The sequence below is a fragment of the Empedobacter sp. UBA6305 genome, from assembly GCF_002440405.1.
Classification (GTDB): Bacteria; Bacteroidota; Bacteroidia; order Flavobacteriales; family Weeksellaceae; genus Empedobacter; species Empedobacter falsenii_B.
The window spans coordinates 14,145-39,050 of sequence record NZ_DJTP01000038.1 but is presented as its reverse complement, the minus strand read 5'-3'; the positions used below and the strand labels follow the sequence as shown (position 1 = coordinate 39,050).

Sequence of the window (24,906 nt, the reverse complement as noted above, 5' to 3'; positions counted from 1 at the left end):
GAATAAAAAAAGCAGTAATAGTAGGAATTACTGCTTTTGAAATAGTGAATGAATAAAATGGATTATATTGACGAAATCGCAAAGGCTAGACCTACGTTTCTTCTTGAAAATTCGTGAATTAATTCATCTAAAACTGTAGCATCATCAATTGTAGATGGAATTGTGAATGGTGTTCCGTCTGCAATTTGAGATAAAGTTTTGCGTAATATTTTTCCGCTTCGTGTTTTTGGTAGTCTGTTAACTATTATAGATGTTTTGAAACAGGCAATTCCGCCAATTTCTTTGCGTAATAAAGCAATCAAATCTTTTTCGATTTCTTCTTCCGATTTTGATGCGTTTTCTTTTGTAACAATCAAACCTATTGGAATTTGACCTTTCAATTCATCTTTAATTCCCACAACCGCACATTCTGTAATATCAGGATGAGAAGAAACCAATTCTTCCATTGTTGCAGTACTTAACCTATGACCAGCGACATTAATAATATCATCAGTTCGACCTGTAATAAATACAAAACCATTTTCATCTCTAAAACCTCCGTCACCAGTTAAATAATGATTCGGAAATTGTTGAAAATAACCTTTTATAAATCGGTGTTCATTTCGCCATAAACTTGTCATACAACCAGGAGGAAGTGGAAGCTGAATCACGATAGAACCTTCCTCTCGTATATCATTTTCTTGTCCTTCTTCATTTACAATTTTTATATTATACCCAAAAACAGGTAATCCAGCTGCGCCAGGTTCAGGCATTATATTTTCGATTCCAACACAAATTCCTAACATTGGCCAGCCGCTTTCTGTCTGCCACCAATGATCAATAACGGGTAATTTTGAAATTTCTTTTAACCAATAATAAGTAGATGTATCACAACGTTCTCCTGCTAAGAATAAACGTTTCAGACTTGACGTATCGTATTTTTGGAATAATTTTCCTTCTGGATCTTCTTTTCGAATTGCTCGAATTGCTGTTGGAGCTGTGAAAACATTTTTGATTTTATGTTCTTCAACCATTCTCCAAAAAGCTCCAGCGTCAGGAGTTTTGATTGGTTTTCCTTCATAAATAACCGTTGTAACACCATAAATTAACGGCGCATAAACGATATAGGAATGTCCAACAACCCAACCAATATCACTTGCAGTAAGAATTGTATCACCTGGTTCTAAATCATAAAAATAGTTCATTGTCGAATTTAGTGCAGTTGCATAACCTCCTGTATCGCGTACGACACCTTTTGGCGTAGAAGTTGTTCCAGAAGTATACAAAATATATAATGGATGTGTACTTGGAACTTCGATAGGTTCTATAGGTTGATGTTGATACATTTCATCATAGGTATGAACGTTTTCTGCTGATAAATCATCGGTGTGATTTGGACGTTCAAAAATGACAATGTTTTTTGGTTTGTAAAGTGTTAATTCAATTGCTTCATCAATCAATGGTTTATAGTTGATTTGACGATTAATTTCTACTCCATAAGACGCAGAAATAATAACATCAGGTTGAGCATCATCAATACGAATAGCTAATTCTGGCGCTGCAAAACCTCCAAAAACAACAGAATGTATTACACCAATTCTCGCACAAGCAAGCATCGCAACAATTGCTTCTGGAATCATAGGCATATAAATAATTGCTGTATCACCTTTTGATAATCCTAAGGATGTAAGACCTCCTGCAAAACGACTTACTTTTTCTAAAAGCTGATTGTACGTAATTTTTTGAACAACTTCTGTAACAGGAGAATCGTAAATTAAAGCAAATTGTTCTCCGCGTCCAGCTTTTATATTTTCCTCCAAAGCCAAACGGCTCATATTTATTTTTCCGTCAACAAACCACGAATAATATCCGTTTTCATTTTGTTTTAAGATTTGTTCAGGGTAAGTTGACCATGCTAATTTCTGCGCTTCTTCTTTCCAAAAAAGTTCAGGTTCTTCAATACTTTTTGAGTATAAAGTTTTGTAATCCATTTATGTGTGTGCTGTGTTTTATTTGTTTTGTTAAGTTAGAAAAATGTTTAGAATTAATAATAAAGTTTAAAATGTTTGTTTTAGGACAGTTAATTATTTATCAACTATACAATAAAAAGTAGTATATAATTGTAAATTGATAAAATCAGATTATATTAATCAACTTTTATTATTAAATTAATAGTGTAAAAAGTACGTTATAAATTAGATTGATTAAAAATAAAGACTTAAAAAACGTGATAAAATCAGTTGAATATTATAGTCAATAAAAAATAAAATATTGTATATTTAATCCTTCGAAGAAAGCAGATAAATAAAGGGAATTAAAGCTTTTTTCTAAATCAACAAAAACATAAGAAAGATGGATACGCCTCATGTTATTACAGACGAACAATTAGAGAGAGAGAACATTGAGATAACGAGACGTTATAAAGAGATGCTTCAAAATACATATGTCACTTTATCAGATGAAGATAAAAAGTTGATTCGTAAAGCTTTTGATTTGGCTGTTGATGCGCATAAAGATCAGCGTAGAAAAACAGGCGAGCCATATATCTATCATCCGATTGCTGTTGCCAAAATTGTTGCTGACGAAATTGGGCTTGGTGCTACATCAATTTCTGCGGCTTTAATGCATGATGTAGTAGAAGATACTGAATATACGTTAGAAGATATTGAGAAACTTTTTGGAAAAAAGATTGCAAAAATTATAGATGGATTAACAAAAATTGCTGTCTTAAATAAACAAGATGTTTCGATACAATCTGAAAATTATAAAAAATTATTACTGACTTTATCTGAAGATGTGCGTGTGATTTTGATCAAAATTGCCGATCGTTTACACAATATGCGTACGTTAGAAAGTATGCGAGAGGATAAACAGTTAAAAATAGCATCCGAAACTATTTTTATATATGCGCCTTTGGCTCACAGAATGGGATTGTATAACATCAAATCTGAACTAGAAGATTTGAGTTTGAAATACACTAAACCAGATGCATATTTTAATATTGAACATAAATTAACAGAAACTGAAGCCGAAAGAAAAAAATACATTGATGATTTCTGTAAGACTATTTCAGAAAAACTTGAAGCCGAAGGTTTAGAATTTGAGATCAAAGGTCGTTCAAAATCAATCAATTCAATTTATCGAAAAATGATTAATCAAGGAATTCCTTTCGAGGAAGTTTTTGATTTGTTTGCGATTCGTGTAATTTATCGTTCAGATAAAAAGAATGAAAAATTCTTAGCTTGGAAAATTTATTCGTTGGTGACGGATTTATTTATTCCAAATCCAAAACGTATGCGCGACTGGATTTCTCAACCCAAAACTACTGGTTATGAATCGCTTCACGTAACGGTTATGGGACCACAAGCGCGTTGGGTAGAAGTACAAATTCGTTCCGAAAGAATGGACGAAGTTGCCGAAATGGGTATCGCAGCACATTATAAATACAAAGAAAATATATCGGACGACGAAACGAAAGTTGATGAATGGATTCATCAAGTTCGTGAAATGTTGGAGCAAGAAGATACTAAGGATGCGATTGAGTTTATGGATAATTTCAAGTTCAATTTGTACTCCAAAGAGATTTATGTTTTTACGCCAAAAGGAGACTTGCATTCGTTACCAAAAGGAGCGAGTTCGTTGGATTTTGCTTACTCTATTCACACCAATGTTGGTGACCATTGTTTGGGTGCAAAAGTGAATGGAAAATTGTATCCGCTGTCGCATCAATTGCAAAGTGGTGATCAAGTAGAAATCATTACATCAACACAACAAAAACCAAAATTAGAGTGGTTAGAATATGTTGTAACGAGTAAAGCGAGAAGTAAAATTAAAGCTTCTTTAAACTCAGATAAACGTAAAGTTGCAGAAGATGGAAAAGAAATTATTCAACGTAAATTAAGACATTTAAAGGTTGATTTTAGTGAAAATACGATTAATCAGTTACAGCAATACTTTAAGTTAAGTTCGAGTCAAGATGTATTTTATAATGTTGCAATGGGAATTATTGACAACAATGATTTACGTAAATTTGCAGAACGAAATACTGGTTTCACAGGATTGATTAACCGTTTCAGAAAATCAACATTCAATACAACTAAAAAAGATAATATTTCTATCGACAAAACGAAATTAGATAGTCTTGTTTTTGGGAATGATGAAGAGCGTTTAGATTATGAATTAGCGAGTTGTTGTAATCCAATTCCGGGTGACAAAGTATATGGTTTTATCACAGTTTCAAAAGGAATAAAAGTACATAAGGTAGATTGTCCAAACTCAGTTTCGTTACAAGCAAATTATGCGTACAGAATTATAAAAGCGAAATGGATTGATTCTTCTCAACAAGAATTTAAAGCGTTGATTGAGTTACAAGGTTTGGATCGAGCTGGAATGGTGAGTGATATTACGTTAGTTATTTCAAAAAATAACTCGTTGAACATGCATAGTATTAATTTATCTGAGGATGCAGGTATTTTTGATGGAAAGATTACAGTTTCAGTTAAAAATAAAGCCGAATTAGAAAAAATCATGATGGAAATGAAAAATATTGAAGGAATTCAATCTGTAAAACGAACATACAAAAATTAGTTTTTATAAAATATTTAATTAACTTTATATAAATTAACGATTTATGAAAAAAATATTATTAGCTTTTGCATTTCTTCCAATGTTGAGTTTTGCACAAGAAAATTCAAATGAAAAAGTTTTAAATAGAATTGTACCAAGTTCTATATCTATTTCTGAATATGAAAATAGTAGACCTGCAATTTTTATTGATGGAGAGAGAGTTGATAAAAGTATTTTTACGAAAATGAGTCCAGATGAAATTAAATATATTACAGTAATCAAAACAGATAAAAAATATCCAAACGGAAAAATTGATATTGTTTCCAAAAAAGAGAAAGAATCATAACATAAAAGTTTGAGAAATTATGGAACAAATATTAATGATATGAAAAAATTACTATTAGCTTTTTTATTTCTTCCATTGTTGAGTTTTGCACAATCTAAAACTTTGAATGATACAATTCCTGGAATTAAAAATTCTAAATTAATCATTTCTTAACCAAAAAAAGATTTAAAAATAGGTTATTCAATTGACGGAAAAGATGTTGATTATGCAAGTTTTATTGCAGTAAATATGGATTTAGTAGATGATTTAAAATTTACAAAGCCTAATTCAAAATATCCAGATGGTAAAATAGAACTTTTTCTTAAAAAAAATAAACAAACAAAAAAGTCCAACTATTGTTGGATTTTTTTTGCTTGCTCATGTTACTAACAAAGGCACAAAGTTACAGAAATCTTTTTGATAATATCGCTTCATTTCTATTGAATAATCTTGTTAATTTTACATCCCGAAAACAAACAAACTCACGATGAACAAACAGAACTATAATCCAATTGAAGAAGTACTTGAAAAAATCAACGAAAAAGGAGGTTGGGTTAATACGCATTCACACTTAGATAGAGCTTATTCATTGACTTCGGACACTTTCGCATTATCAAATTCTTACTTAAAAGAAAAATGGCATTTAGTTGATGATATGAAACGTAATTCATCTGTTGATGATATTTATTTCCGAATGGAAAAAGCGATTAATTTCATGTTAGAGCAAGGTTGTCAAGCAATTGGTTCTTTTATTGATGCGGATGAAGTGATTGAAGATCGTAGTATACAAGCTGCTCAACGCTTAAAAGATAATTACGGAAAAGACATCGAAATGCGTTTTGCAAATCAAGTACTGAAAGGAGTTATCGATCCAAAAGCGCGCGAATGGTTTGATATGTCTTCTGATTTTGTGGATATTATCGGAGGTTTACCTGCAAAAGATTTCGGTCGAGAAGATGAGCATTTAGATATTTTATTATCAACTGCAAAAGCAAAAAATAAATTGGTTCACGTTCATGTTGATCAATTTAACACAGACGAAGAAAAAGAAACGGAACAATTAGCTTTGAAAACGATTGAACACGGAATGCAAGGAAAAGTTTCTGCGGTTCACTCAATTTCTGTAGCGGCTCATCCAAGAAAATATCGTTACGAATTATATGATTTAATTAAAAAAGCAGATATGCACATTGTTTCTTGTCCAACTGCTTGGATAGATCACAATCGTACAGAGCGTTTGGCGCCTTCGCACAACTCGGTAACGCCAGTTGATGAAATGATTCCAAGAGGAATTAACGTTGCCTTCGGAACAGATAATATTAATGATATTTATAAACCTTTTTCTGATGGTCATTTACTTACAGAATTGAGAGTAATGCTAGAGTCTTGTCACTTTTATGATGTGGAACAACTTTCAAATATTGCAACAGTAAATGGTTTGAAAGCTTTAGGAATTCAAAAATAAAATGTATATTTATACAAAATTAAATCTCGCTATTGCGGGATTTTTTTTGGAACATAAAATTAAAAACTACAATAAATTATGCGATTAAATGTACAGAATGAAACGGCTCAACTGCAAACTGTAGTCTTGGGTCGAGCAGAATCTAACGGAGCTAATCCAACACTTGATCAGACGTTCGATGCCAAATCTTATGAAACCGTAAAGAATAATGATTATCCAAAAGAAGAAGATTTGATTGCGGAAATGTCAGAATTTGAACAAGTTTTGAAGAAATATAATGTTGAAGTTTTACGTCCAACATTGATCGAAGATTGCAATCAAGTTTTCTCTCGAGATGTCGGTTTTGTTATTGATGATGAATTCTTTATCTCGAATATTATTCCAGATCGTTTAGAAGAATTGCAAGCGTATCGCGAAATAAAACGTCAATTCAAAGGAAATAAAATCAATGCATTACCAGAAGAAGTTTATGTAGAAGGTGGCGATGTGATTTTGTATAACGATTATATTTTTGTTGGAACGTACAAACAAGCAGATTTCAAAAATTATAAAACAGGACGTACAAATGTTGAGTTTGTAAAGTATATCAAAGCTAAATTTCCGAATAAAAAAGTATTGGATTTTGAATTGAAAAAGAATGATGAAAATCCATATGAAGGAATTTTACATTTAGATTGCACTTTCAATCCTGTTGGGAAAGACAAAGCAATTATTTACAAAGATGGCTTTTTATTTGAGAATGAATATCAGCAAATTGTCGATATTTTTGGAAAAGAAAATTTATTCGAAGTAACAAAAGAAGAAATGTATTGGATGAATCCAAATGTGTTTTCAATTTCTCCTGAAGTTGTTGTTTCTGAGAAAAATTTTATACGTTTAAATGATCATTTAGAAAATGTATGGAACATAAAAGTGGAACGAATTAATTACCGCGAAGTTTCTAAAATGGGAGGTTTACTAAGATGTTCTACAATGCCATTAATCAGAAAATAACATGAAACAAAAACAATATACGTCAACTATTTTGATGGTTGAGCCAACAGCTTTTTATTACAATCCAGAAACGGCTGTTAACAATTATTTCCAAACAGAAACAACAGATTCTCAAGAAGATATTCAGAAAGAAGCGTTAGAAGAATTTCAAGGAATGGTTTCTGCTTTGCGTTCAAAAGGTGTAAATGTTATCACGATCAAAGATACTGCTTCACCGCATACGCCAGATTCAATCTTCCCAAACAATTGGATTTCTTTTCATGATAACGGAAATGTTGTGTTATATCCTATGTTTGCAAAAAATAGGAGACAAGAGCGTCGTGAAGAAGATGTATTGAGTTTGTTGGAAGAAAAAGGTTTTCATATTGATGATGTGATTGATTTTACATCGGCAGAAGAAGACGAAATTTTCCTGGAAGGAACAGGAAGTATTATTCTTGATCGCGAGCATGAATTGGCTTATGCATGTATTTCTCAACGAACTGATGAAGATTTATTGATTGAATTTTGTGAGGAATTAGAATATACGCCAGTTATTTTTCATGCGAATCAAACTGTAAATGGAGAACGCAAACCAATTTATCATACAAATGTAATGATGTGTATTGCAGATAAGTATGCGATTATTTGTTTGGATTCTATCGATGATAAAAAAGAAAAGAAAACAGTTTGTGAGTATTTATTAGAAGCTGGAAAAGAAATAATTGCAATTACAGAAGCACAAGTGCATCAATTTGCTGGCAATATGTTGCAAGTTGGAGGTTTAGGACAATCATATTTGGTGATGTCACAAACGGCTTATAATTCGCTTAATCAAGAACAAATTTCTAAAATTGAGGCTTATAATCCAATATTACCTGTTAAGATAGATTTGATTGAAAAATTAGGAGGAGGAAGCGCTCGCTGTATGATGGCGGAAGTTTTCTTACCAAAAAATAAAAACATTTAGCTTAAAATTTACAAATCCGAGTTTTTTACTCGGATTTGTAAATCATGCAAAATAGTTTTAAACTATCTTTCAATCGGTAAATTTTCGTCAGCGCCCCATTCAGACCAAGAACCATCATAAACTTTTACCTTATCAAAACCTGCAATTGTCGAAGCCAAGGCTAGGATGGAAGCTGTAACACCAGAACCGCACGAAAAAATATTTTCTTTGGATGAATCTGTCAATTTTTCGAAAATTGCTTTCAGTTTTTCTTTTGATTTATATGATGTATCAGCCAAAACATTTTCAAAAAATAAATTCTTAGAAGCTGGAATATGTCCGCTTCGTAAACCTTGTCTTGGCTCAGGAGAAGTCCCCTTGAAACGCCCTTCTGATCGAGCATCTATAATCATTTTTGAATCATCATTTATTGCATTTAACATAACTTGTGTATCAGCAAACCAATTCGATTGAAAGTCAGCAATAAAGTCACCTTTTATAGTAGGTAGAAAATAAGTAGAAGTTGTGACAAAATTATTATCCATCCAAACAGGTAATCCGCCATCTAAAACATATATTTCATTGTGTCCCATTACTTTGAACATCCACCAAACTCTCGGACTCGAATAAACTCCCCAACGATCATAACAAACGATGATAGAATCTTGATTAATGCCCAAATTTTGAGCTTCTTTTGTAAAAGTTTCTTCATCAACAAATGTATGAGGAAATTGCGAAGAATGATCAGAAAATTTTCCTTCCAAATCAAAGAAAAGAGAATTCGGAATTAATTTTAATTCTTGATCTTTTATTGATTGTCCAACTTTATCAATCGTACAATCTAAAATAATTAAATTTTTAAGATGTAGATTATCATGTAATTCTTGTGTTGATATGATTGGTGAATTGAAAGTCATTTCTGTTTTATTTTTTATAAAAGTAAAAAAACGCAACCATTTTTGGTTACGTTTTCTTATCTATCTTATTTATTTTTTCTTTAACTGATAATTTTGTGCTAAAGCTCCAGTAATTTCATTTCCTTCTAAATCTAATTGGAATAAAATATTCTCTCCAACCTTATAACGTTTATATTCATCGTCTTTTGTTTTTAATGAAATTGAATTACCATCATCAGTCCACGTAATATTACCTTGATTTTCAACCTTTAGGTTTTTGTCGATATATTCCTCTGTTAAGGTATATGTATTATCTTGATTTAAAGTTAATTCTGTTTTAATTCCTTCACAATCAGCACAAGGGATCACGCCCTCATAAGTTCCGTCCCAATCTAAAGCAGATTGAGAAGTGGAGTCATCGATTTTTTGTGATGATTTATTTTCAGTGGCAGGAGTACTTTCAGTCTTTTTTTCGCAAGCTGTGAATAATATGCTTGTAAAAGCACATAATACAAATAATTTTTTCATAATATATTTATTTTAAGGTTATTATTTTAAGTTAAAGCCAATTTTTATCATTGGTCCAAACATATCCATATCATAAACAAAGTTGGAATTGTTACTTCCTTTCTCGTAGTCCATACTTATGATTTGATAGCCCGCCATTGCGTAAAATAAATCAGAGAATTGATAACCAGCCAATCCTTCTAATTGCCATGCTAATTTTGAGCCGATTCCAAATCCTCCAATTTCTCCAGAAACATTATACAAAAACTTTTTGTTTGGTAAACTTCTTGTTCTTGCAACTAACATTGGATCTACCCAAGTTTTAGAAATACTACGATCTAAATGCATTGGTTTTAAAGAAACTGGATTGATTAGATTTACATCAAATCCAGATTTAATATTTACAAGGTTCATACTAATACCAGCTTCTAGCCAAGGTGTAATTTTTCTCAATAAACCTGCTTCAAAAGAGAATTGTTTTGCTGTTAATTTACCATCCAAAACTAAAGGGTCTTTTTTAACATTTGCAGCTAAAGAAGCATAAATAATATCAGATGTAATCACCCAATCTTTGTTTTCGGCTTCAAAAATTAACATTCCAGCAAATTTCAAATGCTCAAAAAAGTCTGAAGGGGATTGACTTACATGTACATTCGGAAGTCGAGAAACACTCGCTTTTCCTTTCATATGAGGCAACATCATATTTGGCTCTACTTTGAAATGCCAAGAATCATCTGGCTGAATTGAGTCTTGAGCAAAAGTTTGCGTACTTGATGCTAATAGAATTAAAAATGTGCTTTTTTGAAAAAAGTTAAACATAATTTTTTAAGTTTCGTTTTATTAATTATTTCAAATGATAGAGAGAAAAGTTAAGTTAGTTGTGGTTTTATTATAGGTTAAGTTTCTTATTAAATTGTCTAGATAAATCTAGTTTCATTCCCAATGTAAAAACACTTTGTTCTTTTTTACCAATATAATTTTTACCAAAAGAGATACGCTGTTCTGTATATAATTGTACATATTTCATCGGATAATATTCTAATCCTGTAATGAAATCACTTCGTCTGAAATTTTTATCAATGATTATATTTTCTACAGATTTCTTTGTTTCAGGAACATATAAATTATAACCTCCTAAAATTGAAAATTTATTTAGTTTATATTTCAACGCTGTCTCAAAACCTTTTGCATCAAAAACATATGAAGGATTAATTGTATTTTCAGATTGATATGAAATAGGTATAAAATCACCATTTTGCTGTAAAATTCCAAGTAGACTAACATCAAATTGTTTACTCGTATATTTTAAACCAATTGAATAAAAAGTTGGATGTCCTGATAAACCTAAGATATGATTATCATCAATTAAGTTTTGAGCTATAAAAGCACGGTTAAATGCAGCTCCAATACTAATATTTTGATTTAATTCTAATTGAGCTGAAAAACCAAAACCATCAATAATCTTATCATCATTTCCACCTTTTGTTTGGATTTGAGCACCAAATTGAAAAGCTTTAATTTTATTTCTATAAATTATTGATTGATCTGCTCGTCCTGTTCCTAGCAAACCACCATCTGTTCCACCTGTAAAAGTTGCAGAAGCGCGTCCTCCAAATACATTAAAACGATCTGTATAAGCTGTAACATCACGGTAAACACTCCATTGTTTACCAAATGTTATTTTACCATATTTAGACAAATCAATACCTAAGTAACCCAAGCGATTACCAAAAACTTGTTGTTTTTGTTCTGAAACAATTGTCAAAAGATCACTATCTAAATTTCCATCAACATTAAACGACGAGTTACCTTTGAACATATTTATTTGGAGTTCAATACCAGCTACAAATGCAATATTTCCTTTTTTTAGATTAATTTCAATTCCAGCACGAGAGGCATTTTCTTGTAGCTCCATTACTTTATCATGCACAGCAAGATGACCTCTCAAACTAGTGTAAGGTCTTATCGAAATATCAATTGTATCATTTGATTTTTGAGCATAAACAATAGATCCTAATAATAAAAAGGCAGATATAAAATGTTTGTTATTGGCAATCATATTGAATGTTGATTTAGAACTATTTGCAAGAAAAATATTGATTAATTTTTCGATCTAAATTCCAACAAATGTAAATGGTTTTGTATCACTAAAAAGTTGTGAAGTTTCGCCAGCATACGTTTCATTTTTACTTACGCTTAATCGTTTTGTTTTTGCATTTTTACCAAAATCAATTTTCTTTAAATCAACCCAAAATGTATTTGGAGTTTTTGTAGTTTCAAAGTAATAAACAAGATTTTTATGATCAGAAACTGATCTCCATCTTGTAGACGATATGTTAGGTTCTGCTTCTGAAGAAATTCCTAACGGAACCGATACATTTCTGATAACACTAAAAACACTTGCAGTAGAAGTGCGAGTATCAGCGGTTTGCGGAATTGCATTAATGTAATATGATGCTCTTACATAACGATCAGCAGCTCTGTTAGTTCCTGGTAACATAATTGTTCCTGGAATCCCTTTCCAATATTGATTAATTGCTAATTGCTCATCAAAAACTGGAGAATTTGTCATTACTGTATAAGAAGGATCATGGTGTATTTTTAATTTCCCGTTTACATATTCGAAAATTGCATTGTCTCCATTTGCATCAGAAATTGAAAGATGTAAAGTTGTAAATTTTTGAGTACCTGGAATGTAGTCAGAAACAATTACAAATTTTTCTTTTCTCAAATCATCTACAGCTTCTTTTACTGTAGCATAATTATCTAAAACATATTGTGCCCAAGCTGCAATTGTAACACCTGGCTTTGTTCCTTTTGGATTAAATTGAGGATACTGGCTTTCTACTAACCACAAAACATTCGCAACAAGTCCTTTTTCGTTCATGCCATCTGTTGTCGCAATGTCCCAAGCACTTGCAATTACACTTCCGTATTTTGAAGTCCATTTTTCCGAAGCATTTCCAACGTTGCCAGATCGATCTATACCTCTAGGAAAAACCCAAATATTTGCATCAATTTCATCTTTCCAATCCATAGAACGAGCTGTGATTACAGTATTTTCTGGACCTTTATAGACAACTCTTGTGCAAGCATCTAGTTGTGGAGATAATAAAAAAAATAGGTTGGTAGAAAATAATGTCAAAGTTAATTTACTTAAAAAAGTCTTTTTCATTATGATGTATTTAGAATATTAAAGTTATTAATTTAATTGGAGAAAATTATACTCTTTTACTAATATTGTGCAGAATATTAAAAATTATCCATTTATACAATGTTGTTTTTGGAATATTATAACGTTCTATAATTTCTCATGATTTTGTATAATTATCTTCTATTACAAATCAACGAAAAATGCTGATTTTCCTCTTAAAACAAATCCCTCATTACCCCCTCTTATTTATATTTTTCTCATTATCAATAATATGAGCTTATTATTTATCAAAATAATGTTATAGATGTTAATCGTTAATTTCTTTAATTATAAAATTTAAACAATTGAAATAGAGTAAATAATAATTATAGAAACAAAAAAAAACGCAACTAATTAAGTTGCGTTTTTAGAATTATCTTTTATAAGATTATTTTGGATTTGTTACTTCAGAAACTGGTTCGCCAATATTTCCGTTTGGCTCTTCTATATGTAGCAAAGCGGCAACTGTAGGTGCGATATCTGTCATATAAACACGGTTATTATTTTTACCATGTTTTATACCCCAACCCATCAAAACAAATGGAATGTGAGCATCGTAAGCCCCCCAAGTTCCGTGTGTTGTTCCTCCAGCATTTTGTTTTCCGCCGTACCATTGTGGTTCTAAAATATAAGTAATAGCACCGCTACGTTTACGATTGTAACCGTTAACCATTCGTTCTTTGATAATCGCAGGAATAGAAGCTTCTCCAATTTTATCCATATCAGCTACGAAAGAAACACCATCAACTTTTTGCATAAACTTTACGATTTCTTCTTTGATATCTTCTTCGTCTAATTTATTTTGTTCGATCGTTTGATAATTCAAATGAACCTGATAATTTGTCAATGAGCGTACAATATCAGTAGATTTGAATTTCTCTTGTAATTTAGCATTTAATGCTTTTTTTACTTCTCCAGTTGGAAAGTATCCTGCATTACCTTTTTTATCTTGGAAATATTTAGGATTATGAGCTCCACCATGATCTGCAGTTAAGAAAACTAAATATTGCCCTTTTCCAACTTTTTGGTCTAAGTGATTAAATAATTGTTCCAAGTCTTTATCTAAACGCAAATAAGTATCTTCGGCTTCGATTGTATTTGGAGAAAATTGATGTCCAACATAATCAGTAGAAGAGAAACTAACCGCTAAAAAATCTGTAATTCCTTTCTCATTTTGACCTAATTTTTCGTTATCAATAATTTCAATCGCGATATCTTTTGTTAACGAATTTCCGAAAGGAGTAGAGCGAATCAAACCTAAACCATTTTCTTTTTTCAACGCTTTCAAATCATAAGGAAATTGCATTTTATCTAATCCTTTATAATTTTCGCGATATGGATTTCCATCTTTTTCACTTTGTACATAAGTATCAATCGGATAAAGTGTGTTCCATTTGTCTAAATATTTTTCAGGAACTTTTTTATCGTTGAATTTTTGTAACCATTTTGGCAACTCATTCATATAAAATGTACTCGAAACCCAGTTACCAGATTCTCCATCAAACCAAAAAGCAGCATCAGCAAAATGACCTGCAGGTAATATTCCTCCACGATCTTTTAACGAAACTCCATATACTTTTGAACGGAAATTTGTTGATAATTTTAATTGATCAGTAACTGTAGAAGTTAACAAGTTTTTTGGAGACATTTTTCCTGCTTTTGATGAAGTTCCAACCCCATTTACAGCATCATCTTGCGTACAATACATTTCTTGTCCTGTTGCTTGAATGATAAAATCGTTCCCAGCAATTCCGTGAATAGCAGGCACAGAACCTGTATAAATAGTGCTATGACCGATAGCTGTATAAGTAGGTATATAAGGAATATAGGTATTTTCGTTGCTAAAACCTTCGTTTAACATACGATTGAAACCTCCTGTAGAATATCTATCTTGGTAACGATATAAATAATCCCATCGCATTTGATCGACAACGATACCAACTACTAGTTTTGGACGGCTAACCTCTTGTTGCGCATATAGCGAAAGACCAGCAAATAACCCTAAAACACTTAAAAAAGTTTTATTAAATTTCATTTTAAAAATTTTACACATAGCAAATGTAACAATTAAATTTTGGGCTAAATTTAAATAATAATTAAAAAATTAGTAAATTAAACAAAATCATAAAAAAATAGAATATGAGTGCAAAGCCTGTAGAAATAGTAGAAATTTTTGATGTTTCAATTGATAAAGTGTGGAATGCCTTAACGACAAAATCTGCTTTTGATAAATGGTATTTTGATATTAAGAAGTTTGTTCCAGAAGTTGGATTCGAATTTGAGTTTTATGGCGGATCGTATTTACATCACTGTAAAATAGTAGAAGTAGAGCCGACTAAATTGTTAGCTTATACATGGAAATATCCTGTCTACGAAGGAAATTCTGTTGTTACATTTATTTTGGATGAATTAACAGATGAAATTGTTCCGCAAACAAAATTAACGTTGATTCATGAAGGAATTGAAACTTTTCCGCCTGATGATAAAAATTTCTCGCGCGAAAGTTTTGAAGCTGGTTGGACAGAAATTATCCGAATTAGTTTGAAAAATTATTTGGAAGGAAATTATGAAGAAGATTCGAAAGTCGAATAAATAAAAAAAGGAACTTCGTCAAGTTCCTTTTAATTTTTTTTTACAGCTTATTATTTTTTGAATAATACTGTGATTCCTTCTTGATTTGGTAAAATCAGACGAGGATCTTCTGCTGTTACTATTCCAGCTTTTTCTTTTCTTAAATTCGCAACCCAAAATGGAATCCAAGAAATAGCCATCGTTGCAAAAAAGATGATACCCCAGAATCCGCATAAAGCGATTGTTAAGAATAATAAGAAACCTAAAAATTGAATCATGATTTTATTTTTATGTGATACAAACTTAGTAAATAAAATTTATAGAAATACTAACATTAATCACTTTTCTTTCATCAAACGATTTCTTAAATTTGTGAGATAAGTAAACAATATATAAATAATAAAAAATACCAAAATGGAATACAGAATTGAGAAAGACACCATGGGGGAAGTAAAAGTTCCTGCAGATAAATACTGGGGTGCTCAAACAGAACGTTCTCGTAACAACTTTAAAATTGGTCCTGCGGCTTCTATGCCTCACGAAATTGTAGAAGGTTTCGCTTATCTTAAGAAAGCTGCTGCTTATGCAAATGCTGAATTAGGTGTTTTACCAGTTGAAAAACGTGATGCTATTGCTGCTGTATGTGACGAAATTTTAGCAGGAAAATTAGATGATCAATTTCCTTTAGTAATTTGGCAAACAGGTTCAGGAACTCAATCTAATATGAATGTGAATGAAGTTGTTGCTAATCGTGCGCAAGTTTTAGCTGGATTCAAAATTGGAGAAGGTGAACCAGTTCTTAAAGCGAATGACGACGTTAACAAATCTCAATCTTCTAATGATACTTTCCCAACAGGTATGCACATTGCTGCTTACAAAGCAGTTGTTGAAGTAACAATTCCAGGTGTTGAGCAATTACGTGATACATTAGCTAAGAAAGCTGAAGAATTTAAATCTGTTGTAAAAATTGGTCGTACACACTTAATGGATGCAACGCCATTAACATTAGGTCAAGAGATTTCTGGATATGTAGCGCAATTAAATCACGGTTTAAAAGCTTTAAGAAATACACTAGAGCATTTATCTGAAGTTGCTTTAGGTGGAACTGCTGTAGGTACAGGTCTTAACACGCCAGAAGGATACGATGTTTTAGTTGCTAAATACATTGCTGAATTTACAGGTCATCCATTTGTAACAGCAGAAAATAAGTTCGAAGCATTAGCTGCTCACGATGCAATCGTAGAAACTCACGGAGCTTTGAAACAATTAGCTGTTTCATTAAACAAAATTGCAAATGACGTTCGTATGTTAGCTTCTGGACCTCGTTCAGGTATTGGAGAAATTATCATTCCAGAAAACGAACCAGGATCTTCTATCATGCCAGGTAAAGTAAATCCTACTCAATGTGAGGCGTTAACAATGGTTGCAGCTCAAGTTATGGGTAACGATGTTGCGATTACAATTGGAGGAACTCAAGGTCATTATGAATTGAATGTTTTCAAACCAGTTATGGCTGCAAACTTCTTACAATCTGCACGTTTATTAGGAGATGCTTGTGTGTCTTTTGATGAGCATTGTGCGCAAGGTATTGAGCCAAATTATGCTCGTATCAAAGAATTAGTTGATAATTCATTAATGTTAGTTACAGCACTTAATACGAAAATTGGTTACTACAAAGCTGCTGAAATTGCTCAAACAGCTCACAAAAACAACTCAACGTTAAAAGAAACTGCAATCGCATTAGGGTATGTAACTGCTGAAGAATTTGACGAATGGGTAAAACCAGAAGATATGGTTGGTTCTTTGAAATAAGAATTTTTAAATCATTATATAGGAAGAGGTTGCTTAGGCAACCTCTTTTTTTGTTAAATTTATTTAAATTTGAGAAAAAGTTCCTTTATTAAGTGGAAAAATTGTAACTTTAATAAAAGTTTAGAATTATGGCAACTGTTAAACTAAAAAAATACGAACAAATCATAAATGAAATCCCTGAAGTAAGAGATTTTACGAGTGTTTATTTTTACGTAAATCGTTATAATATTGATCAAAAATATATTCAATATCTTGATGAATTATCAACGTTAAAAGACGAAATAATCTCAAGTTGGTTAAATATCACAACGCGTACATACAGAAATTATAAAACGAAAGATGTTTCTCTAAAAGATAATACAAAAGAGCATATTGTTTTATTGATTTCTTTATACAAACACGGTTTGGAGGTTTTCAATACAAAAGATGATTTCGAGAAATGGTTAACGACGCCTAATGTTTTGTTAGATAAAAAATCGCCAGCAGATTTTCTTGATACAGTTTCAGGTCTGAAATTTATCGATAATCGTTTGACTGCGATAGAATACGGAGAAAACGTCTAACAATGTTAGTTTACAATATTCGTAAAGCGAGATATTCAAAATCATTACAAGCTTCTGGAGTTGCCAACAGATGGAATAAAAATGATGAATTTGTTATTTATGCAGGAAGTTCTCGCGCGCTTTCAACCTTAAAATTGGTGGTGCATAGAAGTTCTATTAGCATTGATAACTCGTACAAATTATTAGTGATAGAAATTGATTGCGAAGAAGATGAAATTTATGAAATTAAAAAGTCTAAATTACCTAAGAATTGGCAATCTGTAGAGGCTTATCCCGAGTTACAAGAGATTGGTTCTGCTTGGTATCAGGATTTTAAATATTTGGTTATCAAAGTTCCATCGTCAATCATTCCAAAAGAATATAATTATTTAATCAATACAAAACATCCTGATTTTTCTTCAAAGGTTAAAATCAAAGAATTAGAAGATTAAAATCGACTAAATATTTAGCCGATTTTTTTATGAATATTTTAAAGTTTTTTTAAATCTTTTTTAAATCTTTTTATACTTTAACAATAAACTATTTGTTACAACACTTACACTACTCAAAGCCATTGCAGCACCAGCAATCATAGGATCTAACAAAAATCCGTTAATTGGATAAAGCACTCCAGCAGCGATTGGAATTCCTATTACATTGTAAATAAATGCCCAAAATAAATTTTGATGAATTGTTTTGACCGTTTGCGTAGATAAATTAATTGCATGATCGATTTTTGTCAAATCTCCGCCAATCAAGGTAACTTCTGCCACATCAATCGCAATATCAGAACCATTTCCCATCGCAATCGAAACATCCGCCTGAGCCAACGCTGCACTGTCGTTAATTCCATCACCAACCATTGCAACAACTTTTCCTTTTTGCTGCAAATCTTTGATAATACTCATTTTATCATTTGGTAAAGCATTTGCGACAACTTGATCAATTCCGACTTGTTTTGCAATTGCATTTGCCGAAAATTCGTTGTCACCAGTCACCATCCAAACTTCAATTCCTTTTTCGTGAAAAGCTTTAATAGCTTCAACAGAAGTTGCTTTTATTTCATCAGAAATTCCAATTAATCCCAAAACTTTTTTATCATTTCCAAAGAAAGAAGTAGTATAATTTTTAATCGAAAAATCTTGAATAGCTTGTTTTACATTTTCATCAATTTGAATATTTAATTCAGTAATCCAACTTGTTTTTCCAACATAATAAGTGTCATTTAAAATATTAGCTTTCAATCCTTTTCCAGATATATCTTCAATTTTTAGTTCAGGTAAAATATCTTGTTTTCCAATATGTTCTGTAATCGCTTTTGCCAAAGGATGTTGCGAATTATTTTCGATTGTATAAAGCATATTTTTAGCAGAATCATCAAACCAAATCAATTCTTGTACTTTTGGTTTTCCTTCTGTAATTGTTCCTGTTTTATCTAAAATAATTGTATCAATTTTCTTCGCTAATTCTAAACTTTCAGCATTTTTGATCAAAATTCCTTGCTCAGCACCTTTTCCCATTCCAACCATAATCGCGGTAGGTGTTGCTAAACCAAGCGCACAAGGACAAGCGATAACAAGGACAGTAATCATCGATAAAAGGGCCATTGTAAAAGCATTTTCTTGACCTAAAACTAACCAAGTAATGAACGTTAGAATTGCAATAATAATTACAATCGGAACAAAAACACCTGCAATTTTGTCTACCAATTGTTGAACTGGCGCTTTACTTCCTTGTGCATTTTTAACCGATTGAATAATTTGAGCCAAAAGTGTATCATTCCCTACTTTCAAGGCTTTATATTGAATAGGAGAGTTTTGGTTTAAGGTCCCTGAAAAAACATTTGCATCAATTCCTTTTTCAACTGGAATTGGTTCTCCTGTCAATGAACTTTCATCGATAAAAGATTCTCCCGAAACAATAATTCCATCAACCGCAATTTTATCTCCAGGTTTTGCAATAATCAAATCACCAATTTGTACATCTTCAATTTTCACTTCAACCTGATCTCCATCTTTCACAACCAACACAGTATTAGGTTGTAATCCGATTAATTTCTTGATCGCTTCGGAAGTATTTCCTTTCGCACGTTCTTCCATCAATTTACCAATCAAGATAAAAACGATGATTAAACCAGCAGCTTCAAAATAAGGATGCGCATGCAAACCTTTGCTGTGCCAATATTCTGGAAATAATGTATTGAAAACGCTAAAAAGATAGGCTACACTTGTACTCAAAGTAACCAAAGTATCCATATTAGCCGATTTATTTTTCAATTGTTTCCAAGCACCGACGAAAAATTGTTGCCCAAAAATGAAAAGAATTGGCGTAGAAAGTGCCCACATAATGTAATTTCCGTAAGGCATATCCATAAAAAACATTCCAATAATAAATAAAGGAACTCCAAAAATTAAAGCCCAAATCACTTTATTTTTCAGCGTTTTGTATTTTTCTTCGTGAAGTTGTTCTATTTCTTCATCTTGATTTTTAGACTCATCAATCACCAAATCATAGCCAACTTCTACTAAAGCATTTTTCAAATTTTCTGGAGAAACTAGAGTAGGAATGTACTCTATTTTTCCCATTCCATTTCCGTAATTCACTTCCGCATTTACAACACCTAACTGACGATTAAGATTCGCTTGAGAACTACTCGCACACGAAGCACACGTCATATTGAGAACGGGATACGATTTTTCGACAGAATCTATTTTGAAGTTATTTTGCTTTAAAGTTTCGTAGATTTTAGGGGAAACTTTCCATAATTTCTTTGCCGAAACGTTAATCGTTTTAGCATCTAAATTCACAGCATATTCATCAAGATTTTCTATTTCAGAAAGTAATTTATTGATGAGTTCAACATCTTTTTCTGAATTCAAATTGATAATCGGTATAGTAAGTGTTAGTGCATTCATAACAGTAATTTTATGGGACAAATTTCCAAAGATTTTGGCGAGAAAGTATTATATAATTAGAGGTTAAAGTTACACTTTTTACTAATTACTTTAAGATGATATTAAAACGTTTCACGCCATCATTTTGTTGATAATACAAATAACCTTTGTGCGCTTCTATAATGTTTTTGGAAAGTGTTAAGCCAATTCCTGCACCATCTTTTCGAGTTGTATAAAAAGGTAAAAATATTTTGGAAATGATTTCTTCATCAATCAATTGTCCAGAATCTTGAATAATAATTTGCAATCGATTATCAGTTTGTTTCGATGAAATTTCAATAGATTTAGTTTCTACATTTTCTAATGAATAAATCGCATTTTTGATTAAGTTAATCAAAACTTGTTCAAATAAGATACGATCAATTTCAACTTCAATATTTTGTGGAATTAAATTCTGAAAAACAATATTTTTTTGATGAAATTCAGCCGAAAAAGATTGTTCAATTCCTTGGACAATTTCATACAAATTTTGTAACGATTTAACAGGGTTTGGTAACATGGTCAATTTACGATATTGCTCTACAAACGTCTGTAAATGCTGACTTCTATTCATAATTGTATCCAAACTCAAACGAATATCATCATAATCATTTTTGTCTAAATGATTCGCTTCAAAATAAGTTTTTGTGGTATTTGCTAATGAATAAATAGGCGTCAAAGAATTGATGATTTCATGCGCAATAACTTTCATAATATTCATCCAAGCCTCTTTTTCAGTGGAATCAATCACGCGCTGAATCGAATCAATAAAAATAATCGCATATTCATCATGAGCAATCAACGTTTTTGTGTTCTGAATCAGATAAGTTTGTCGCTCTTCATCATTAATTTGTATGTCAATTGTACTTTTAAAATCATCAAATTCTTTATTTTCTAAAGTTTCACAAAACTGTGGAATCAATTTTTTTAGATAATTCCACGAACTTGATTTTGGAACGCTAAATATCTTTTGAAAATGATGATTGATAAATATAATTTTTCGATCATTTTCTTCTTTTTTAAGAATCAAAAAGCCAAACGGAACTGCATTCAATAATTGATGATAAATGATTTCTTTAGACGAATTTAAAACATGTTCTTCTCTAATTTTATGATATAATTTTAATACAGAATTGTCTTTTTTATATTGATTTTGATTAATATTTAAGCTAAAGTCATTGTACAATAAAGCATCTATAATTTTCTGATTTTTAGAAAGATAATTTTTAGAAAAATGAATTATTTCCGTAATCGAAACAATTGTAATAATACATACAAATGTAAATGAAAACCAATAATTTTTGATTCCAATAAAAGCCAACATAAACAAAAGAAATGCTAAAAAAAGTATTCTGAGTACTAACTGAAAAATAAGAGAATTGCGTTTCATTATTTATAATTCGTAATGTTATATTTTTCTAATTTTCGATATAAAGCAGCACGAGAAACACCTAAATTTTCGGCTGTTTTACTAATATTTCCTTCAAAAAAATGTAAACGTTCTACAATTTTATTTCGCTCTATTTCGTTCAAATTATTTGAATTATCTGTTATTTTTTGAGGAATAAATGTTGTGAAACCTATATTTTCAATCGTAATTTCATTTTCTTCAGCCAAAATAATTGCACGTTCGATTCTGTTTTGCAATTCTCGAATGTTTCCGTTCCAATCGTAGTTTTCTAATTGATGTAAAATTTGTTCATGGATAATAGGTTTTTCTACTTCATATTTATCAACATAAAGTTCTAAAAAATAATCAATCAAAGGTTTAATATCTTCTTTTCGTTCGCTAAGACTTGGCATTGTAACTGAAATTGTATTGATTCGATAATATAAATCTTCCCTAAAACGACCTTCTTTTACTGCATTTTCAAGATTCGCATTCGTAGCAACAATAATCCGAACATCAATTTTTCTTGGTAAACTTTCTCCTAAACGAATAATTTCTTTATTCTGAATTACTTGCAAAAGTTTTGCTTGTAAATGATTTGGTAAATTCCCAATTTCATCTAAAAAAATTGTTCCATTATTTGCTGCTTCAAATCGACCAATTGTATCTTCTTTTGCATCGGTAAACGCACCTTTTTTATATCCAAATAATTCACTTTCAAATAGATTTTCGTTTAAAGAACCTAAATCAACATGAACAAATTTTTCTGTATTTCGAGAAGAATTTTCATGAATTGATTTTGCCAAAACTGATTTTCCTGTACCATTTTCGCCTAAAATCAAGATTGTTGCATCGGTTTTTGCAATTTTATTGGTGATTTTATATACTTTTTCGATACTCGGAGAATTTCCGTAAAACAACTTATTTTCTTTCGCTTCTTTTATTTTCCTCGATTTTCTAAGTTGTTTTATCGCTTCTTTTATAAGATTAACTAATTTATCATTATCCCATGGTTTTAAAATATAATCAATCGCACCAAGTTTTAAACCTTCAACCGCAGTTTCTACACTTCCATAGGAAGTCATTAAAATTACTCTCGTTTTTGGTTGCGCATGTTGAATTTCTTTCAGCCAAAAAATTCCTTCTTTTCCATCTTCATAACCTGTTCTAAAATTCATGTCCATTAAAACAACATCAATTTCATTTTCTACCAAGATTTGAGGAATCTTTTTAGGATCAGAACAAGTGATAATTGTTTCGAATTGGCGTTTCAAAAGTAGTCGACTTGCAATTAATATTTCTTCTTGATCGTCTAAAATCGGTATAGTGGCTAAAGTTTTCTTCATATTCAGTTTTGTCATGTGTCCGTTTCTGAACAAATAAGTGTTCGTTTTCGGACAGTCTATTTTTTATATAATTTTTTAAAAGAATTGATTTCAATGCTTTAAGAAATTATAAATTTTGGGCATATTTATTACGTATTGATAATTAGTAAAATAACCATAAATAAACGGTTGTTTGGTAAATTTAATAAATAATGGATACGAAAATCAATCAAAAAAATAAAAAATATAAACGCCTCGGAATAATTGCTGTAACGACCATAATTTTAGGCGGTTCGAGTTTTTATTTGATGAATCGACCGCGAACTTTAACTGTAAGTGCAAATGAATTGATGATAAAAGACGTTTCTGAAGATTATTTTGAAGATTTTGTTGTTTTTCAGGCACAAATAGAACCAATTAATTCAATCTTTATCAATGTGATAGAAGGTGGTTCTGTTCAAGAAATATTTGTAGAAAATGGTGAGAAGGTGACAAAAGGATTACCAATTGCACGATTATATAATCCGAATACGGAACTTAATTTTTTGACGCAAGAAACGGCAATTATTGAACAAATGAATCAATTAAATGTTGCAAAACTATCTATTCGGAATCAAGAATTAGATCTATCAAAGGATTTTGTAGGAATTGAACACGATTTTAATCAATCAAAATTAGATTATGAACTAAATCAAAAGTTATATGATCGAGAAGTGTTAGCAAAAAATGAGTGGGAGAATACGAAGGAAAAAATGCGCTATCAGCAAGAACGAAAAGCAATTATTCAAAAAAGTTTGGTAAAGGAACGTGAATCAAATTCGATTCAATTAAAGCAAATTAATGAAGCTTTAGCTATCATGCAAAAAAGTCTAGTAACGCTTCGGAAAAACAAACAAAATTTCTTGGTTTTAGCACCTGAAACTGGTCGTTTAAGTTCTTTTGAAGCGACATTAGGACAATCAATAGAAGCAGGAAAAAGCATAGGAAAAGTGGATATTCTAAGCGGTTATAAATTAGTTGCAATGGTAGATGAATATTATTTGGATAGAATTCAAGAAAATCAATATGGACAAATCGAAATTAAAGGAAAAATCATAAAAGTGAAAGTGACTAAGATTTCTCCAGAAATAAAAAATGGAAAATTTAAAACAGAATTAGAATTTATTGATAAAATTCCTGAAAATTTACAAGAAGGTTTATCCGTAGGAGTAAAATTGATTTTATCCGAGAAAGAGAAGAAATTAGTGATTCAGAAAGGTTCCTTTTATACAACCACACAAGGGAAGTGGATTTTTGTTGTTAATAATGATAAAGCAACACGAAGAAAAATTGAATTAGGAAGAGAAAATCCGAGTGTTTATGAGATATCCTCAGGATTAAAAGTAAATGAAAAAGTAATTATTTCGAATTACGAAGATTATAAAGAAGTACAAGAATTAACGATAAAAAAATAATAACACACAATTTTAGCTGTCATTTCG

General features: G+C 31.0%; 21 protein-coding genes. 10 read left to right on the top strand and 11 right to left on the bottom strand.

The window, feature by feature from the left end:
- Positions 1-62: 62 nt before the first annotated feature.
- Positions 63-1,970: an AMP-binding protein gene (locus B3M86_RS09115; RefSeq protein WP_115000246.1), complete on the bottom strand. Its 1,908-nt coding sequence runs from the start codon at positions 1,968-1,970 to the stop codon at positions 63-65.
- 361 nt (positions 1,971-2,331) lie between these two features.
- Here B3M86_RS09115 and B3M86_RS09110 point away from each other — a divergent pair, with 361 nt between their 5' ends.
- From B3M86_RS09110 to ctlX, 5 genes are all read left to right on the top strand, one after another.
- The gene (locus B3M86_RS09110) at positions 2,332-4,566 is read left to right on the top strand and encodes a RelA/SpoT family protein (protein WP_291048205.1); all 2,235 of its coding nucleotides are present in this window, start codon (positions 2,332-2,334) and stop codon (positions 4,564-4,566) included.
- A gap of 43 nt (positions 4,567-4,609) precedes the next feature.
- Positions 4,610-4,891 (top strand): hypothetical protein, encoded by a 282-nt coding sequence (locus tag B3M86_RS09105; protein WP_038335788.1) that lies wholly within the window; start codon positions 4,610-4,612, stop codon positions 4,889-4,891.
- Positions 4,892-5,357: 466 nt separating this feature from the next.
- Complete coding sequence (locus B3M86_RS09100; protein ID WP_125349365.1) at positions 5,358-6,335, top strand: amidohydrolase family protein; 978 nt, start codon at positions 5,358-5,360, stop codon at positions 6,333-6,335.
- A 78-nt stretch (positions 6,336-6,413) separates the two neighbouring features.
- Complete coding sequence (locus tag B3M86_RS09095; protein WP_291048210.1) at positions 6,414-7,328, top strand: dimethylarginine dimethylaminohydrolase family protein; 915 nt, start codon at positions 6,414-6,416, stop codon at positions 7,326-7,328.
- A 1-nt stretch (position 7,329) separates the two neighbouring features.
- Positions 7,330-8,277 carry a citrulline utilization hydrolase CtlX gene (gene ctlX / locus B3M86_RS09090; protein WP_286494812.1) on the top strand — a complete coding sequence of 316 codons (948 nt, stop codon included), beginning with the start codon at positions 7,330-7,332 and terminating at the stop codon, positions 8,275-8,277.
- 62 nt (positions 8,278-8,339) lie between these two features.
- Here the strand turns inward: ctlX and B3M86_RS09085 are convergent, their stop codons facing one another.
- The 6 genes from B3M86_RS09085 to pafA form a co-directional block, all read right to left on the bottom strand.
- Positions 8,340-9,173: a sulfurtransferase gene (locus B3M86_RS09085; RefSeq protein WP_291048214.1), complete on the bottom strand. Its 834-nt coding sequence runs from the start codon at positions 9,171-9,173 to the stop codon at positions 8,340-8,342.
- Positions 9,174-9,242: 69 nt separating this feature from the next.
- Entirely contained in the window at positions 9,243-9,680 is a 438-nt protein-coding gene (locus B3M86_RS09080; RefSeq protein WP_286494814.1) for a copper resistance protein NlpE, read from the bottom strand.
- 21 nt (positions 9,681-9,701) lie between these two features.
- Positions 9,702-10,478 (bottom strand): hypothetical protein, encoded by a 777-nt coding sequence (locus tag B3M86_RS09075; RefSeq protein WP_286494815.1) that lies wholly within the window; start codon positions 10,476-10,478, stop codon positions 9,702-9,704.
- A 70-nt stretch (positions 10,479-10,548) separates the two neighbouring features.
- The gene (locus tag B3M86_RS09070) at positions 10,549-11,718 is read right to left on the bottom strand and encodes a porin (RefSeq protein ID WP_286494816.1); all 1,170 of its coding nucleotides are present in this window, start codon (positions 11,716-11,718) and stop codon (positions 10,549-10,551) included.
- Positions 11,719-11,772: 54 nt separating this feature from the next.
- A complete protein-coding gene (locus tag B3M86_RS09065) occupies positions 11,773-12,834 on the bottom strand; it encodes a linear amide C-N hydrolase (protein ID WP_286494817.1) in 1,062 nt (353 codons plus the stop codon).
- Between the two features lie 406 nt (positions 12,835-13,240).
- Positions 13,241-14,887, bottom strand: a complete 1,647-nt coding sequence (gene pafA, locus B3M86_RS09060; protein WP_286494818.1) for an alkaline phosphatase PafA — start codon at positions 14,885-14,887, stop codon at positions 13,241-13,243.
- A 104-nt stretch (positions 14,888-14,991) separates the two neighbouring features.
- On the opposite strand from pafA, the gene B3M86_RS09055 reads away from it, so the two are divergent.
- On the top strand, positions 14,992-15,444 hold the full coding sequence (locus tag B3M86_RS09055; RefSeq protein ID WP_115000556.1) for an SRPBCC family protein: 453 nt from the start codon (positions 14,992-14,994) through the stop codon (positions 15,442-15,444).
- Positions 15,445-15,494: 50 nt separating this feature from the next.
- Here B3M86_RS09055 and B3M86_RS09050 read toward each other — a convergent pair whose 3' ends face one another.
- Complete coding sequence (locus tag B3M86_RS09050; RefSeq protein ID WP_291075873.1) at positions 15,495-15,701, bottom strand: hypothetical protein; 207 nt, start codon at positions 15,699-15,701, stop codon at positions 15,495-15,497.
- Between the two features lie 136 nt (positions 15,702-15,837).
- On the opposite strand from B3M86_RS09050, the gene fumC reads away from it, so the two are divergent.
- From fumC to B3M86_RS09035, 3 genes are all read left to right on the top strand, one after another.
- A complete protein-coding gene (fumC, locus tag B3M86_RS09045) occupies positions 15,838-17,235 on the top strand; it encodes a class II fumarate hydratase (RefSeq protein ID WP_180904387.1) in 1,398 nt (465 codons plus the stop codon).
- A 128-nt stretch (positions 17,236-17,363) separates the two neighbouring features.
- Positions 17,364-17,798, top strand: coding sequence for an antitoxin Xre/MbcA/ParS toxin-binding domain-containing protein (locus B3M86_RS09040; protein WP_038334185.1), 435 nt, complete (start codon positions 17,364-17,366; stop codon positions 17,796-17,798).
- A 2-nt stretch (positions 17,799-17,800) separates the two neighbouring features.
- Entirely contained in the window at positions 17,801-18,229 is a 429-nt protein-coding gene (locus tag B3M86_RS09035) for an RES family NAD+ phosphorylase (RefSeq protein ID WP_286494819.1), read from the top strand.
- Positions 18,230-18,289: 60 nt separating this feature from the next.
- On the opposite strand, the gene B3M86_RS09030 is transcribed toward B3M86_RS09035, so the two are convergent.
- From B3M86_RS09030 to B3M86_RS09020, 3 genes are all read right to left on the bottom strand, one after another.
- On the bottom strand, positions 18,290-20,692 hold the full coding sequence (locus B3M86_RS09030; protein WP_286494820.1) for a heavy metal translocating P-type ATPase: 2,403 nt from the start codon (positions 20,690-20,692) through the stop codon (positions 18,290-18,292).
- An 85-nt stretch (positions 20,693-20,777) separates the two neighbouring features.
- Complete coding sequence (locus B3M86_RS09025) at positions 20,778-22,034, bottom strand: sensor histidine kinase (protein ID WP_286494821.1); 1,257 nt, start codon at positions 22,032-22,034, stop codon at positions 20,778-20,780.
- Between the two features lie 65 nt (positions 22,035-22,099).
- Complete coding sequence (locus B3M86_RS09020) at positions 22,100-23,446, bottom strand: sigma-54-dependent transcriptional regulator (protein ID WP_291075882.1); 1,347 nt, start codon at positions 23,444-23,446, stop codon at positions 22,100-22,102.
- Between the two features lie 191 nt (positions 23,447-23,637).
- Between B3M86_RS09020 and B3M86_RS09015 the strand changes: the two genes are divergently transcribed.
- Positions 23,638-24,879, top strand: coding sequence for an efflux RND transporter periplasmic adaptor subunit (locus B3M86_RS09015; protein ID WP_291048238.1), 1,242 nt, complete (start codon positions 23,638-23,640; stop codon positions 24,877-24,879).
- Positions 24,880-24,906: the final 27 nt, after the last annotated feature.

Bases quoted from the DNA above. Each gene is read 5' to 3' on its own strand.
- B3M86_RS09080 (WP_286494814.1), bottom strand. From the start codon at position 9,680: ATGAAAAAATTATTTGTATTATGTGCTTTTACAAGCATATTATTCACA.
- ctlX (WP_286494812.1), top strand. From the start codon at position 7,330: ATGAAACAAAAACAATATACGTCAACTATTTTGATGGTTGAGCCAACA.
- B3M86_RS09100 (WP_125349365.1), top strand. From the start codon at position 5,358: ATGAACAAACAGAACTATAATCCAATTGAAGAAGTACTTGAAAAAATC.
- B3M86_RS09075 (WP_286494815.1), bottom strand. From the start codon at position 10,478: ATGTTTAACTTTTTTCAAAAAAGCACATTTTTAATTCTATTAGCATCA.
- B3M86_RS09110 (WP_291048205.1), top strand. From the start codon at position 2,332: ATGGATACGCCTCATGTTATTACAGACGAACAATTAGAGAGAGAGAAC.
- B3M86_RS09020 (WP_291075882.1), bottom strand. From the start codon at position 23,446: ATGAAGAAAACTTTAGCCACTATACCGATTTTAGACGATCAAGAAGAA.
- pafA (WP_286494818.1), bottom strand. From the start codon at position 14,887: ATGAAATTTAATAAAACTTTTTTAAGTGTTTTAGGGTTATTTGCTGGT.
- B3M86_RS09085 (WP_291048214.1), bottom strand. From the start codon at position 9,173: ATGACTTTCAATTCACCAATCATATCAACACAAGAATTACATGATAAT.
- B3M86_RS09095 (WP_291048210.1), top strand. From the start codon at position 6,414: ATGCGATTAAATGTACAGAATGAAACGGCTCAACTGCAAACTGTAGTC.
- B3M86_RS09055 (WP_115000556.1), top strand. From the start codon at position 14,992: ATGAGTGCAAAGCCTGTAGAAATAGTAGAAATTTTTGATGTTTCAATT.
- B3M86_RS09050 (WP_291075873.1), bottom strand. From the start codon at position 15,701: ATGATTCAATTTTTAGGTTTCTTATTATTCTTAACAATCGCTTTATGC.
- B3M86_RS09040 (WP_038334185.1), top strand. From the start codon at position 17,364: ATGGCAACTGTTAAACTAAAAAAATACGAACAAATCATAAATGAAATC.
- B3M86_RS09105 (WP_038335788.1), top strand. From the start codon at position 4,610: ATGAAAAAAATATTATTAGCTTTTGCATTTCTTCCAATGTTGAGTTTT.
- B3M86_RS09065 (WP_286494817.1), bottom strand. From the start codon at position 12,834: ATGAAAAAGACTTTTTTAAGTAAATTAACTTTGACATTATTTTCTACC.
- fumC (WP_180904387.1), top strand. From the start codon at position 15,838: ATGGAATACAGAATTGAGAAAGACACCATGGGGGAAGTAAAAGTTCCT.
- B3M86_RS09035 (WP_286494819.1), top strand. From the start codon at position 17,801: ATGTTAGTTTACAATATTCGTAAAGCGAGATATTCAAAATCATTACAA.
- B3M86_RS09115 (WP_115000246.1), bottom strand. From the start codon at position 1,970: ATGGATTACAAAACTTTATACTCAAAAAGTATTGAAGAACCTGAACTT.
- B3M86_RS09015 (WP_291048238.1), top strand. From the start codon at position 23,638: ATGGATACGAAAATCAATCAAAAAAATAAAAAATATAAACGCCTCGGA.
- B3M86_RS09070 (WP_286494816.1), bottom strand. From the start codon at position 11,718: ATGATTGCCAATAACAAACATTTTATATCTGCCTTTTTATTATTAGGA.
- B3M86_RS09025 (WP_286494821.1), bottom strand. From the start codon at position 22,034: ATGTTGGCTTTTATTGGAATCAAAAATTATTGGTTTTCATTTACATTT.
- B3M86_RS09030 (WP_286494820.1), bottom strand. From the start codon at position 20,692: ATGAATGCACTAACACTTACTATACCGATTATCAATTTGAATTCAGAA.